10 protein-coding genes are annotated in these 13,725 nt (G+C 68.1%); 9 read left to right on the top strand and 1 reads right to left on the bottom strand.

Annotation, left to right across the window (positions count from 1 at the left end; genetic code table 11):
* The first annotated feature begins 176 nt into the window (after positions 1-176).
* From WKR98_RS09275 to WKR98_RS09295, 5 genes are all read left to right on the top strand, one after another.
* Complete coding sequence (locus WKR98_RS09275; RefSeq protein ID WP_124687833.1) at positions 177-1,454, top strand: putative Na+/H+ antiporter; 1,278 nt, start codon at positions 177-179, stop codon at positions 1,452-1,454.
* Positions 1,455-1,639: 185 nt separating this feature from the next.
* Positions 1,640-1,987 carry an FmdB family zinc ribbon protein gene (locus WKR98_RS09280; RefSeq protein WP_124687834.1) on the top strand — a complete coding sequence of 116 codons (348 nt, stop codon included), beginning with the start codon at positions 1,640-1,642 and terminating at the stop codon, positions 1,985-1,987.
* A gap of 37 nt (positions 1,988-2,024) precedes the next feature.
* On the top strand, positions 2,025-2,624 hold the full coding sequence (locus tag WKR98_RS09285; protein WP_124687835.1) for a DUF502 domain-containing protein: 600 nt from the start codon (positions 2,025-2,027) through the stop codon (positions 2,622-2,624).
* Positions 2,625-2,698: 74 nt separating this feature from the next.
* Positions 2,699-4,498, top strand: coding sequence for an aspartate--tRNA ligase (gene aspS, locus WKR98_RS09290; protein WP_124687836.1), 1,800 nt, complete (start codon positions 2,699-2,701; stop codon positions 4,496-4,498).
* 191 nt (positions 4,499-4,689) lie between these two features.
* The gene (locus WKR98_RS09295; RefSeq protein WP_124687837.1) at positions 4,690-5,853 is read left to right on the top strand and encodes a PDDEXK nuclease domain-containing protein; all 1,164 of its coding nucleotides are present in this window, start codon (positions 4,690-4,692) and stop codon (positions 5,851-5,853) included.
* A gap of 34 nt (positions 5,854-5,887) precedes the next feature.
* Here the strand turns inward: WKR98_RS09295 and WKR98_RS09300 are convergent, their stop codons facing one another.
* Complete coding sequence (locus WKR98_RS09300; protein ID WP_124687838.1) at positions 5,888-6,511, bottom strand: helix-turn-helix transcriptional regulator; 624 nt, start codon at positions 6,509-6,511, stop codon at positions 5,888-5,890.
* Positions 6,512-6,685: 174 nt separating this feature from the next.
* On the opposite strand from WKR98_RS09300, the gene WKR98_RS09305 reads away from it, so the two are divergent.
* The 4 genes from WKR98_RS09305 to WKR98_RS09320 are packed head-to-tail and all read left to right on the top strand — an operon-like array spanning position 6,686 to position 13,721.
* Positions 6,686-7,792: an efflux RND transporter periplasmic adaptor subunit gene (locus tag WKR98_RS09305; protein ID WP_124687839.1), complete on the top strand. Its 1,107-nt coding sequence runs from the start codon at positions 6,686-6,688 to the stop codon at positions 7,790-7,792.
* Positions 7,793-7,805: 13 nt separating this feature from the next.
* The gene (locus WKR98_RS09310) at positions 7,806-10,892 is read left to right on the top strand and encodes a MexW/MexI family multidrug efflux RND transporter permease subunit (protein WP_124687840.1); all 3,087 of its coding nucleotides are present in this window, start codon (positions 7,806-7,808) and stop codon (positions 10,890-10,892) included.
* Positions 10,893-10,902: 10 nt separating this feature from the next.
* Positions 10,903-12,315: an efflux transporter outer membrane subunit gene (locus WKR98_RS09315; protein ID WP_341432710.1), complete on the top strand. Its 1,413-nt coding sequence runs from the start codon at positions 10,903-10,905 to the stop codon at positions 12,313-12,315.
* Positions 12,312-13,721 carry an MFS transporter gene (locus WKR98_RS09320; protein ID WP_341432711.1) on the top strand — a complete coding sequence of 470 codons (1,410 nt, stop codon included), beginning with the start codon at positions 12,312-12,314 and terminating at the stop codon, positions 13,719-13,721. The genes WKR98_RS09315 and WKR98_RS09320 overlap by 4 nt, the downstream gene beginning before the upstream one ends.
* Positions 13,722-13,725: the final 4 nt, after the last annotated feature.

Genomic DNA, 13,725 nt, shown 5'->3' on the forward strand with positions numbered 1-13,725 from the left:
CGATGCGGGTGGACCGGCGGAGCCGGATCCACCGCATCCTGGGTCTCCTCTTGGGGCCCGGCCCCCTTGGGGGGGCTGCCGCGTAGCGGCTGGGGGTCCACCATTCTGGGCCCCCGAAGGGCGTAGGGGGTGGGCTACACTCCACGGCACCCTGTCAGTCCGGACGCCCGCACGTAATGACTCTTGCCTCCGTCAGCGCGATCGAGCTGATCGCCACCGTCCTGTTCGCGATCGCGATCATCCACACCTTTTCGGTGCCCGCCTTCGCCGCGCTGGCGCACAAGGGCGGGCGGCACGCCGGGCTTTGGCACATGTTGTCCGAGGTCGAGGCCGTGTTCGGGTTCTGGGCCTTCGTGCTGTTGGTGGCCATGGCCGGCCTGTCGGGCGCCACGTCCGCCGTCGAATACATGGACACGCGCAATTTCACCGAGCCGCTGTTCGTGTTCGCCATCATGGTCATCGCCGCCAGCCGGCCTATCCTGAACCTGGTGACGCAACTGGTGGGCGCCGTCGCCGCGCTGGTGCCGGGCAGCCGGTCGGTCGCGGTCTATTTCCTGACCCTGTCGGTGGTGCCGCTGCTGGGCTCGTTCATCACCGAGCCGGCGGCCATGACGCTGGCCGCGGTCATGCTGCGCGACACCAGCTTCCACCGCATCGAGAACACCCGTTTCAAGTACTTCACCCTGGGCGTGCTGTTCGTCAACGTCTCGATCGGCGGGGTCCTGACCTCGTACGCGGCGCCGCCGGTGCTGATGGTGGCATCCACCTTCGGCTGGGACAGCGCCTACATGCTGGCCCATTTCGGCTGGCGCGCGGCATGCGCGGTGGTCCTGAACGCGCTGATCGTGACGCTCTGCTTCCACCGCCTGGTCCGGGCCCAGGCGCCCGCCGCCTCCGGCGAAGCGGGGCAGGAGCGCCGGGTACCCGTGACCGTGACGGCCGTGCATCTGGCTTTCCTGGCCGCCGTCGTGCTGTTCGCGCATCATCCGGCGGTATTCGCCGGCCTGTTCCTGCTGTTCATCGGCTATACCGAGGCCTACCGGAAATACCAGCGTCCGCTGATGATCAAGGAGGGCCTGATGGTGGGTTTCTTCCTGGCCGGGCTGGTGGTGCTGGGCGGCCTGCAGAAATGGTGGTTGCAGGACCTGCTGGCCGACATGTCGCCGCTGGTGCTGTACTGGGGCGCGACCGCGCTGACCGCCGTCACCGACAACGCGGCGCTGACCTACCTGGGATCGCTGGTGGACGGCACTTCGGAAGCCTGGCGCACCATGCTGGTGGCGGGCGCCGTCACCGGAGGCGGCTTGACGGTCATCGCCAACGCGCCCAATCCGGCCGGTTTCGCGGTCCTGAAGGGTTCCTTCCCGGGCGGGACCATCACGCCGCTCGCGCTGCTGCTGGGCGCCGCGCTGCCCACGGCGGTCGCGGCGGTCTTCTTCCTGCTGCCGGTCTAGGGGCGGGAATGTCCCGCCGGCGCCGTTTTTCCACCTTGTCGCGCTAAATACCCAAAAAATCGCTAAAATTCAAGGCTTTGATCAATTTCCCGAAGTCCGGCCCGCCGGTCCAGATAGCTTTGGCCGCTCTTTGAGTGTTCCCCGCGGACGCGGGGATGAACCGGTATGCCTGAGGAGTCTTGGCGATGCCTATCTACGCCTACAAGTGCAGTGCCTGCGGACACCAGCAGGATGTGTTGCAGAAGCTGTCCGATGCCCCGTTGACCGACTGCCCCCAATGCGGGCAGGCCGCGTTTTCCAAACAGCTGACCGCGGCTGGCTTCCAGCTCAAGGGATCGGGCTGGTACGTAACCGATTTCCGCAACAACGGCGGCGGCAAGTCTGGCGGTTCGGCCGCCGCGTCGTCGACGTCGTCCACGGAAGGCAGCTCGTCCACGGAAAACAGTTCGTCCACGGCAAGTGCTTCGTCCGGCTCGGATTCCGCGGCCGCGTCGCCGGCCGCGCCCGCGCCGAGCACGCCCGCCTCGACCTGACCCGGGCGCGGCGCCGTCCGCTCCTACTGGAACCTTCGTGTTCAAACGCTACTTCGTCACCGGATTGCTGATCTGGGTCCCACTGGTCATCACCTTGTGGGTCCTGGGCCTGGTCGTGTCGACGCTCGAGGCCGTCGTGCCGTCGGTGCTCACGTCGGAGTCGCTGTTCGGCACCCACATACCGGGCTTCGGCCTGGCGGTGGTGATCCTGGTGGTGCTGCTGACGGGCATGGGCGCGGCCAACCTGCTGGGGCGCAAGCTGCTCGAGGTCTGGGAAGGCCTGCTGGGCCGCATCCCGCTGGTGCGTTCCATCTACAACTCGGTCAAGCAGGTCAGCGACACGGTGCTGGCGCCCAACGGCCAGGCCTTCCGCAAGGCGGTGCTGGTGCAGTACCCGCGCGAGGGCTCGTGGACGCTGGCCTTCCTGACCGGGACGCCCGGCGGCGAGGTGGCCGAACACCTGCCCGCCGATTGCGTGAGCGTTTACGTGCCGACGACGCCGAATCCGACGTCGGGCTTCTTTTTGATGGTGCCGCGCGCCGATATCGTCGAGCTCGGCATGTCTGTGGATGCGGCCTTGAAGTACATCGTATCGATGGGGGTGGTGGCGCCGGGTTCTCCGGCGCGGGGCAATTGACGTCCCCGAGGACGTCCGGCGCGCGTGCGCGGCCCGGCCCTGCATCGATACACACCAATTTAGACGGAGATTCCATGCGTACCTGCTATACCGGCCAGGTCTCGACCGAGCACCTGGGACAAACCGTGACCCTGTTTGGCTGGGTGCACCGTCGCCGCGACCATGGCGGCGTCATCTTCATCGACCTGCGCGACCGCGAAGGCCTGGCCCAGGTCGTTTGCGATCCCGATCGCGCCGACACCTTCCAGATCGCCGAGCGCCTGCGCAACGAATTCTGCGTGCGCGTGACCGGCCTGGTCCGCAAGCGTCCCGAAGGCACGACCAATCCCGCGCTGAAGTCGGGCGAGATCGAAGTGCTGGCGCACGACATCGAGATCCTGAACGCGTCGGTGACGCCGCCGTTCCAGCTCGACGACGAAAATCTGTCGGAAACCACCCGCCTGACGCACCGCGTGCTGGACCTGCGCCGCCCGCAGATGCAGCAGAACCTGATGCTGCGCTATCGCGTGGCGATCGAGTCGCGCAAGTACCTGGACGGCCTGGGTTTCATCGACATCGAGACGCCCATGCTCACCAAGAGCACGCCCGAGGGCGCGCGCGACTACCTCGTGCCCTCGCGCGTCAACCCGGGCCATTTCTTCGCGCTGCCGCAATCGCCCCAGCTGTTCAAGCAGCTGCTGATGGTGTCGGGCTTCGACCGCTACTACCAGATCGTCAAGTGCTTCCGCGACGAGGACCTGCGCGCCGACCGCCAGCCCGAATTCACCCAGATCGATTGCGAGACCTCATTCCTGAACGAACAGGAAATCCGCGACATCTTCGAGAACATGATCCGTCACGTGTTCAAGGAAGTGAAGGGCGTCGAACTGGCCAACCCGTTCCCGGTCATGCCCTGGAGCGAGGCCATGGGCCGCTTCGGTTCCGACAAGCCGGACCTGCGCGTCCAGCTCGAGTTCACCGACCTGACCGACGTCATGAAGGACGTCGACTTCAAGGTCTTCGCCAGCGCGGCCAACAGCGCCGGCGGCCGCGTCGTGGCGCTGCGCGTGCCGGGCGGCGCGGAACTGAGCCGCAGCGAGATCGATGCCTATACCCAGTTCGTCGGCATCTACGGTGCCCGCGGCCTGGCGTGGATCAAGGTCAACGAACTGGCCAAGGGCCGCGAAGGCCTGCAGTCGCCCATCGTCAAGAACATCCACGATGCCGCGCTGACCGAGCTGCTCAAGCGCAGCGGCGCCCAGGACGGCGACATCCTGTTCTTCGGCGCCGACAAGGCCCGCATTGTCAATGACTCGATCGGCGCGCTGCGCGTGAAGATCGGCCATAGCGAGTTCGGCCGCAAGCAGGGCCTGCTCGAAGGCGACTGGAAGCCGCTGTGGGTAGTCGACTTCCCGATGTTCGAATACGACGAGGAAGAGCAGCGCTACACCGCCGCCCACCATCCCTTCACCTCGCCCAAGGACGGCCACGAGGACCTGCTGGAGACCGATCCCGGCGCCTGCCTGGCCAAGGCCTACGACATGGTGCTGAACGGCTGGGAGATCGGCGGCGGCTCGGTCCGTATCCACCGCGAGGAAGTGCAGAGCAAGGTGTTCCGCGCGCTGAAGATCGACGCCGAGGAAGCCCAGGTCAAGTTCGGCTTCCTGCTGGACGCGCTGCAGTACGGCGCGCCTCCGCACGGCGGCATCGCCTTCGGCCTGGACCGCATCGTCACGATGATGGCCGGCGCCGAGTCCATCCGCGACGTGATCGCCTTCCCCAAGACCCAGCGCGCCCAGTGCCTGCTGACGGGCGCGCCGTCGATGGTCGACGAGAAGCAACTGCGCGAGCTGCACGTCCGCCTGCGCGCGGCCGAGACGAAGACGGCGCAGTAAACCGCCGGTTTCGTTACGCGGCCATCCGGGCCCCGCTTCGCAAGAGGCGGGGCTTTGTTTTTCTGTAAGCTCTTCTGTAAGAACGTGCGAGCTTGTCGTCAAGCAGGACAAGATGCTCACAGTCCATGCGGCCATGGTGACGCGCACGCGCTATCTTCGTACCCGGGCGCAGTGCCCCAGGGGGACGTCGGATGAGCGGGGTGGAGTTTTCTACCGGCGGGAGAAAGGGCGCCGCCTTGCCGGTCGGCTATGCCGGTATCCATGGCGGTATCGTGGGGTTGCTCGATGCTGCACGCCATGCGGCGGCGCGTAGTGTCAATGCGCTGATGACCGCGAGTTACTGGGAGATTGGTCGACGGATCGTCGAAGCTGAACAGAAGGGCAGGCGGCGAGCCGGTTACGGCGAGCAGTTGATCGCAAGGCTTTCCCATGACCTGACCGCCAGATTCGGACGTGGGTTCAGCGTAGACAACCTCGAAAACATGCGACGGTTTTTTCTTGCGTATCCTCCGTCCTGCATTTCCGAGACATTGTCTCGGAAATCTGGAAATGAATGCCCTGCAGGAAGGCCTCAGCCAGCCTTTCGGATGTTCGATCTCTCCGAGCTGGCGCAGACTTTCACGTTGCCGTGGTCCGCCTATGTTCGGTTGCTATCGGTCAGCGATGTTCATGCCCGCCGGTTCTACGAAATCGAAGCGTTGCGAGGAGGATGGAGCGTACGTCAACTTGATCGGCAGATAGGTAGCCAGTTCTATGAACGCACCGCGTTGTCCAAGGACAAGGGCACGATGCTCGCAAGGGCAATGAGACCGAAGCCGGGGGACATCGTCACCCCGGACGATGCCATCAAGGACCCCTACATGCTGGAGTTTCTGGATCTCAAGGACGAGTATTCGGAGTCTGATCTCGAGGGGGCCTTGATCCAGCGGTTGGAAGACTTCCTACTCGAACTTGGCGAAGGATTCACCTTCGTGGGTCGACAGCGCCGGCTACGCATCGATCAGACCTGGCATCGGGTGGACCTGCTGTTTTTTCATCGCAGGTTGCGTTGTATCGTCATCATCGATTTGAAGCTAGGCAGCCTGACCCACGCGGACGTGGGCCAGATGCACATGTACTGCAACTATGCTGCGGAGCATTGGACCCTGCCCGGCGAGGGACCGCCGGTTGGCCTGATCCTATGTGCTGACAAGGGACACGCTCTGGCACGGTACGCGCTGGACGGATTGCCGACCAAAGTCATGGCAGCGAATTACCGGACGGTGTTGCCGGATGCCGAAGTGCTGCAAAAAGAGTTGGAAGGCGCACGGCGCATGTTGGAGTCCCGCGGGGCAGCTCGTCCCAAGGCTCGATAACGAATGGCAAGAGTGGCGTAGTGGCGCGCCGCTCCTACACCTTGTGGATGCGGTACACGCAGCGGCCGCCTCCCGCCAGCAGGTGCTGCTCGCGCGCCACCTGCGTGTCCTGACCCGCGATCTCCTGGAACAACTGCAGTTCCGAGCGGCAGAAGCCCTGGCAAGCCTGTGCCGCTGCGCAGATCGGACAGTGGTCTTCCACCAGCAGCCAGTCGGCGCCGTCGCGCTCCACCCGCGCCATGTAGCCCTCGTTGGAGCGGACCTGCGCCAACTGGCGCAGGCGTTCCTCCAGGCCCTCGCCATCGCAGGCCGCCGCATAGGCGACGCGGGCCTCGGCCTCGCGCTTGGCGATCAGGCGGTCCAGGCCTTCCTCGCCGAACAACTGCCGGATCGAATCGATCAGCTGCGTCGTCAACTGGGCGTGCGTGTCGGGAAAACGACGATTGCCCGCCTCGGTCAGGACCCAGTCCTGGCGGGGCCGGCCGGCGCCCGCCGCGGGTTGCTGGCGGCCTTCGACCAGGCCCGCCGCCACCAGCTTCTGCACCTGCTGGCGCGCGGCCTCGGAGGTCAGCTCCAGCTTGCGGGCGAGGGTGGCGGTGGAGACCGGCCCATGGGTCTTGATGAAGAACAGGATGCGATCGGCGGTAGGGAATACCATTCAATTATCCAAGGTTTTTCTTGCTTAAATAAAAGACGGTCTCTAATATGCAAGAAATTTCTTTGATAATAGGCCCTGCCGGTCCCGTTGTCGAGGAACCCGGGGTTTCCGTTGGCCTTTCCCGGTCCTCCGACCGGAGCCGAACGGGCCCCATCCTCCTTCAAGGTCCGCATCATGCGCAAGAAAATCCTGGTGGGCACGGCGATACTGGCCGCCGTCGTCCTGGCCGGCGTGCGCGTCGCCGCATCGGGCGGCGACGACGCTCCCCCCGCCGCCTCCTATCCCGCGCCCAAGGTGGCGGTCGCCAGCGTGCAGCGCGCCCGGCTGCCCCAGGTCTACGTGGGCGTCGGCGAACTGGAGGCGGTACGCCAGGTGCTCCTGGCCACCGAGGTGGGCGGGCGCATCACGCGCATCGCGTTCGAGTCGGGCCAGCGCGTCAAGGCCGGGCAGGTACTGGTGCAATTGAATGACGCGCCCGAACAGGCCGAGGCGCGGCGCCTGGAGGCGCAGCTGCGCAATGCCGAACTCCAGCACACCCGCGTGGCCCGGCTGCTGGACGAGGATGCCGCCACGCGCGAACAGCTCGACAACGCCCGCGCCGCGCGGGACATGGCGCAGGGGGAACTACAGCGGGTCCAGGCCCTGATCGCGCAGAAAACGGTCCGCGCGCCTTTCGATGGCGTGCTCGGCCTGCGCCGCGTCCACGCCGGGCAGTACCTGAACGCCGCCGACCCCATCGCGTCGCTGGTCGATGCCGCGTCGCTGCGGGCCAATTTCTCGCTGGACGAACAGGCCGTTCCGCGGCTGCGCGCCGGCCAGCCCGTGGACGTGCGGGTGGACGCCTATCCGGGCAGGCGCTTTCGGGCCACGATCAACGCGATCGATCCCATGATCTCGCGTTCGCGCACCGTGCGGGTCCAGGCCAGCCTGGCCAATCCGGAAGGCGCGCTGAAAGCGGGCATGTACGCCAGCGTCAGGGTCGAGCGCCAGGACGGCCCGGCCTCGGTGCTGGCGGTGCCCGAGACCGCGGTCACGTATACCGCCTATGGCGATACGGTGTTCGTCGTGCAGGACGCGCCGGGCAAGGGGTTGGTGGCCAAGCGGGTGGCGGTCAAGGTCGGTACGCGCCACGAAGGCCTGGTGGAAATCGAAGAAGGCCTGCGCGAGAACGACCGTGTGGTCACCTCGGGCCAGCTCAAGCTGAACGACGGCATGCCGGTGGAGCTGAGCGCGGGCGATACGCTGCGCGACGCCGCGCCCACGCGCGTCTCCGGCATCTGACCCGGGTGCCGCCATGACATTCACCGACGTCTTCGTCCGCCGCCCGGTCCTGGCCCTGGTGGTCAGCGCGCTCATCCTGCTGCTGGGCCTGCTGTCCCTGAGCCGGCTGCCCATCCGCCAGTATCCGCTGCTGGAAAGTTCCACCGTCACCATCACGACCGAGTATCCCGGCGCCTCCGCCGAGCTGATGCAGGGCTTCGTCACGCAGCCCATCGCCCAGGCCGTGTCCTCGGTGGAAGGCATCGACTATCTGTCCTCGTCCTCGGTACAGGGCCGCAGCATCGTGACGGTGCGCATGGAGTTGAACCGCGACTCCACGCAGGCCCTGGCCGAGGTCATGGCCAAGGTCAATCAGGTGCGCTACCGGCTGCCCGAGCAGGCCTACGATCCGGTGATCGAACGATCCGCCGGCGAGTCCACCGACGTCGCCTATGTCGGCTTCGCCAGCGACACGCTGTCGATGCCGGCCCTGAGCGACTATGTGCGCCGGGTGGTGGAGCCGAAGTTCTCCGGCATCGAGGGCGTCGCCAAGGTCTCGGTCTACGGCGGCCAGCGGCTGGCGATGCGGCTGTGGCTGGATCCCGACCGGCTGGCCGGGCGGGGGCTGACCGCGGCCGACGTGGCCGAGGCCGTGCGGCGCAACAACTACCAGGCGGCGCCGGGCAAGGTGAAGGGCATGTACGTGATCGCCAACGTGCGTGTTGATACCGATCTCATCAGTGTCGAGGAATTCCGCGACATGGTGGTCCACAGCGACGCCAACGGGCTGGTGCGGCTGCGCGACGTCGGCACGGTGGAACTGGGCGCGGCCTCGACCGAGAGCAGCGCCACCATGGACGGCACGCCGGCGATCTTCGTGGGCCTGGCCTCGACGCCGTCCGGCAATCCGCTGGTGATCGTGGATGGCATACGCAAGCAGTTGGCCGAGATCGACAAGACCCTGCCGCCTGGCGTGCACGCCAGGCTGGCGTTCGAGACCTCGCGCTTCATCAAGGCCTCCATCGACGAGGTCGTGCACACGCTGATCGAGGCGCTGGTCATCGTGGTGGCCGTGATCTTCCTGTGCCTGGGTTCGCTGCGCACGGTGCTGGTGCCGATCGCCACCATCCCGCTGTCCATGCTGGGCGCGGCGGCGCTGATGCTGGCGTTCGGGTTCAGCGTGAACCTGCTGACGCTGCTTGCCATGGTGCTGGCCATCGGGCTGGTGGTGGACGATGCCATCGTGGTGGTCGAGAACGTTCACCGCCACATCGAGGAAGGGCGCTCGCCCGCCGCGGCCGCCTTGATCGGCGCGCGCGAGGTGGCGGGCCCGGTCATCGCCATGACCTTGACCCTGGCGGCCGTGTACGCGCCCATCGGCCTGATGGGCGGGTTGACCGGCGCCCTGTTCAAGGAATTCGCGTTCACCCTGGCGGGTTCGGTGGTGGTGTCCGGCGTGATCGCGTTGACGCTGTCTCCGGTGATGAGTTCCTTCCTGCTGCCCGCGCAGCAGAACGAGGGGCGCATGGCGCGGCTGGCCGAGCGTTTCTTCGGCGGCCTGACGCGCGGCTACGCCTCGCTGCTGCAACGTTCGCTGCGGCACCGCTGGGTGACGGGCACGCTGGCGCTGGCGGTCTGCGTGAGCCTGCCGGTGCTGTACTCGATGCCCCAGCGTGAGCTGGCGCCGGTGGAGGACCAGGCCAGCGTGCTGACCGCCGTCAAGTCGCCGCAGTACGCCAACCTCGACTACGTCGAGCACTTCTCGCGCAAGCTGGACGACGTCTACAAGAGCCTGCCCGAGACCACGGGGCGCTGGATCATCAACGGCAGCGACGGGCTGGCCTCCAGCATAGGCGGCATCGACCTGTCCGCGTGGGACGAGCGCGACCGCTCGGGCGCCGAAGTCCAGTCGGCCCTGCAGGCGGCCGTGAACGACGTCGAGGGCAGCAGCATCTTCGCGTTCCAGCTGCCCGCGCTGCCGGGATCCACCGGCGGGCTGCCGGTGCAGATGGTGCTGCGCAGCTCGCTGGACTATCGCACCCTGTTCGACGTCATGGAGGACATCAAGCAGCGTGCCCGGCAGAGCGGCCTGTTCGTGGTGGTGGACAGCGACCTCGACTACAACAATCCCGTCGTGCAGGTGAAGGTGGATCGAGCCAAGGCGAACAGCCTGGGCATAGGCATGCGCGACATCGGCGAATCGCTGGCGGTGCTGGTGGGCGAGAATTACATCAACCGTTTCGGCCTGGACGGCCGCTCGTACGACGTGATCCCGCAAAGCACGCGCGAGCGGCGGCTCACGCCCGAGGTGTTGGCGCTCCAGTACGTGCGCACCGCCGACGGCGACCTCGTGCCGCTGTCGTCGGTGGTCGCGGTGTCGGTGCAGGTCGAACCCAACAAGCTGACGCAGTTCGACCAGCAGAACTCGGCCACCTTCCAGGCCATTCCCGCGCCCGGCGTGACGCTGGGCGATGCGGTGGCGTTCCTGGAGTCGGTGGCGGCGAGCCTGCCTGCCGATTTCAGCCACGACTGGCAATCGGATGCCCGCCAGTACAAGCAGGAGGGCAATGCGCTGGCGCTGGCCTTCGTCGCCGCGCTGGTCGTCATCTACCTGGTGCTGGCGGCCCAGTACGAGAGCCTGGTCGATCCGCTGGTCATCCTGATCACCGTGCCGCTGTCCATCTGCGGCGCGCTGGTGCCGCTCGCGCTGGGCGGGGCCACACTGAACATCTATACGCAGATCGGGTTGGTGACGCTGATCGGCCTGATCAGCAAGCACGGCATCCTGATGGTGGAGTTCGCCAACGAATTGCGCGCCGCCGAAGGGCTCACGCCCATCGAGGCGGTGCTGCGCGCCGCGCAGATCCGCCTGCGGCCCATCCTGATGACCACGGCCGCCATGGTGTTCGGGCTGCTGCCGCTGCTGGGGGCCTCGGGCGCGGGCGCGCAGAGCCGCTTCGGCCTGGGCATCGTCATCGTCTGCGGCATGGTGGTGGGCACGCTGTTCACCCTGTTCGTGCTGCCCACCGTCTATTCGCTGCTGGCCCGCGACCACGCCACCGGCGCGGCGCGCCGGCGCGAACTGGCCGAGGCCGGTGCCGCCGCGCCGCAGGCGCACTGAGGAGCATCGCATGTACAAGCAACCTGTCATGCCCGCCATGCTGGCGATGGCGGCACTGATCGCCGGATGCGCCGTCGGGCCCCGCTACGAGGCGCCGCCGGTCGCCACGATCACCCTGGCCAGCCCCGAGCAGGCCCGGTTCGCCGCCGAATCCTCCACGGCGCCCTGGTGGTCGTTCTTTGACGATCCCGCGCTGGAGCGCCTGATCGGCGCCGCGCTGGAACACAACCACGATGTCCGCCAGGCCTACGCCAGCCTGCAGGGCGCGCGGGCGATGTACGACGAACGCGAGCTGGATCGCTATCCCGCCGTGACCGCGCAGGCCGCCGGGCGCCGCGGCGTCCAGCAGCAGGCCATGGCCACGGGGGACCCGGCGCGCAAGCCCTTCGAGAGTTTCCGCGCGGGGTTCGACGCACAGTGGGAGATCGACCTGTTCGGCCGCCTGGCCCATCTGGCCGCCTCGGCCCAGGCCCAGGCCGAGGCGGCGCGGGCCGACCTGGATCGCGTGCGGCTGGCCATCGCCGCCGACGTCGCCCGCTATCACTACGAGTACCGGGGCTTGCAGCGACGCCTGGACGTGGCGCGGGCCCAGGCCGAGAGCTGGCGCCAGACGGTGCGGCTGGTGGACGCCAGCGTCCGCGCCGGCAGCGGACTGCGGGAGGACCTGGAGAACGCGCGCGCGAACCTGGCCCGCAGCGAGGCGGCCATCGCGCCGCTGTGGGCGGCCAGCCAAGAGGCCCGCTATCGGCTGGATGTGCTGCTGGGCCGGCGGCCGGGCGAGACGGCCGTACCGGCCGATGCCGGCGGGCAGGCCCCGCTGGTGGGCCGCCTGCCGCTGGGTGACGTTGACGCGCTGATCCGCAACCGGCCCGACGTGGTGCGCGCCGAAAGGCTGCTTGCCGCCAGCACCGAAAACGAGGGCGCGGCCACCGCCGATCTCTATCCGCGCGTGAGCCTGGGCGGCTTCATCGGCTTCTTCGCGCTGCGCGGCGGCGACCTCGGCGGCGCCGCGCGGGCGTTCGAGGTCGCGCCCACCGTCGACTGGCCGGCGTTCCGGCTGGGCAGCGCCCGCGCGCGGCTGCGCGCCGCGCAGGCGCAGTCGATCGGCGCGCAGGCCCGCTACGAGCAGACGCTGCTGCTGGCGCAGGAAGAGGTCGAGGGGGCGTTGACGCGGCTGGCCCACCAGCAGGAGCGCCTGGCGGCGCTGGCGCGGTCCGCGGCGCACGCGCGCTCGGGACTGGAGATCGCCACGCGGCGCTACCGGGCCGGCGCGGGGCCATACCTGGCCGTGCTGGAGAACCAGCGCAGTTACTACCAGATCAGCCAGGAGGCCACCGAAGCGGAGACCGCTTCCTACGTGAACGCGGTGGCCTTGTACAAGGCCCTGGGCTGGGGCGTGGGCGCGGCCGGAGAAAAATCATGAGTGCATCGACCTTGCCCGACGCTTCCTGGGGCGAGCTGCTCCACGGCCGCAACGCGCTGCGGTCCATCGCGCTGGCGGGCGGCGTCGCGCTGCATGCCATCAACGTCTACGTCGTGACCACCATCCTGCCCAGCATGATCGCCGACATAGGCGGGCTGGAGTACTACGCCTGGAACACCTCGCTGTTCGTCGTCGCGTCCATCGTCGGATCGGCGCTGTCGGCCCGCCTGCTGGAACTGCTGGGGCCCCGCGGTGCCTACCTGCTGGCGCTGGCGGCCTTCGCGGTGGGATCGTCGTGGTGCGCGCTGGCCCCTTCCATGCCCAGCCTGCTGGCCGCGAGAACCGTGCAGGGCTTCGGTGGCGGCGTGCTGCTCGCGCTGAGCTACGCGCTGATCCGCCAGGTATTCGAGGCGCGGCTGTGGCCCCGGGCGATGGGGCTGGTGTCGGGCATGTGGGGCGTGGCGACGCTGTGCGGCCCCGCGGTGGGCGGGCTGTTCGCCGGGGAAGGGCATTGGCGCTGGGCCTTCTGGTCGCTGATTCCGGTGGCCGCCGTGCTGGCCGCCATCGTGTCCGTCCAACTGCCGGGCCGGACGCGGTCCACGGGCGATACCGGCATGCGTCCGCCTTACGCGACGATAGGCCTCCTGGTCGTGTCGGTGCTGGCCGTGTCCCTGGGCAGCCTGACGTCGAGCGCGCTATGGAACCTGGCCGGAGTCGCGGTGGGCTGCCTCCTGGCCGCAGGCATCGCGGCGATCGACCGGCGCGCCGCCGCGCGGCTGCTGCCGACGGGCGCGTACTCGTTGTCGGCCCGCCTGGGCGTGCTGTACGCGTTGATGAGCCTGCTGGTGGTCGGCATCACGACCGAGATCTTCGTACCGTATTTCCTGCAGGTCATCCACGGCATGACGCCGCTTGCCGCCGGCTACCTGACCGCCGTCATGGCCGGCGGCTGGACGCTGGGTTCGGTGGGCAGCGCCGGCCGGCATGGCGCCGCGGCCGACCGGATGGTGCGCGCGGGGCCGTGGATCAGCCTGGCGGCACTGGTGGCGCTGGCGGTCCTGACGCCGCGCGCCGGATGGCTGGAAAGCGTGCCGGGCCTGATGCTGTACTGCCTGGCGCTGGCGGGCGTGGGCCTGGGCATAGGCGTGGGATGGCCGCATCTGCTGACCAGGTTGTTCGTCGCGGCGCCGCCCGGCGAGGAAACCCTGGCGTCGGCATCGATCACGACGGTGCAGTTGTATGCGATGTCGCTGGCCTCGGCGCTGGCGGGCATGGTGGCGAACGCGGCCGGGCTGGCCGACCCGGGCGGCCTGGCCGGCGCCCAGGGCGCCGCGCTGTGGCTGTTCGGCGCCTTTGCCGTGGCGCCCGCGCTGGCGGTGTTCCTGTCGCGCCGCGTGGCGGGCTGAAACC

The organism is Pigmentiphaga sp. YJ18, assembly GCF_038066655.1.
Taxonomy (GTDB): domain Bacteria; phylum Pseudomonadota; class Gammaproteobacteria; order Burkholderiales; family Burkholderiaceae_B; genus Pigmentiphaga.

Bases quoted from the DNA above. Each gene is read 5' to 3' on its own strand.
- WKR98_RS09275 (WP_124687833.1), top strand. From the start codon at position 177: ATGACTCTTGCCTCCGTCAGCGCGATCGAGCTGATCGCCACCGTCCTG.
- WKR98_RS09280 (WP_124687834.1), top strand. From the start codon at position 1,640: ATGCCTATCTACGCCTACAAGTGCAGTGCCTGCGGACACCAGCAGGAT.
- aspS (WP_124687836.1), top strand. From the start codon at position 2,699: ATGCGTACCTGCTATACCGGCCAGGTCTCGACCGAGCACCTGGGACAA.
- WKR98_RS09295 (WP_124687837.1), top strand. From the start codon at position 4,690: ATGAGCGGGGTGGAGTTTTCTACCGGCGGGAGAAAGGGCGCCGCCTTG.
- WKR98_RS09300 (WP_124687838.1), bottom strand. From the start codon at position 6,511: ATGGTATTCCCTACCGCCGATCGCATCCTGTTCTTCATCAAGACCCAT.
- WKR98_RS09305 (WP_124687839.1), top strand. From the start codon at position 6,686: ATGCGCAAGAAAATCCTGGTGGGCACGGCGATACTGGCCGCCGTCGTC.
- WKR98_RS09310 (WP_124687840.1), top strand. From the start codon at position 7,806: ATGACATTCACCGACGTCTTCGTCCGCCGCCCGGTCCTGGCCCTGGTG.
- WKR98_RS09315 (WP_341432710.1), top strand. From the start codon at position 10,903: ATGTACAAGCAACCTGTCATGCCCGCCATGCTGGCGATGGCGGCACTG.
- WKR98_RS09320 (WP_341432711.1), top strand. From the start codon at position 12,312: ATGAGTGCATCGACCTTGCCCGACGCTTCCTGGGGCGAGCTGCTCCAC.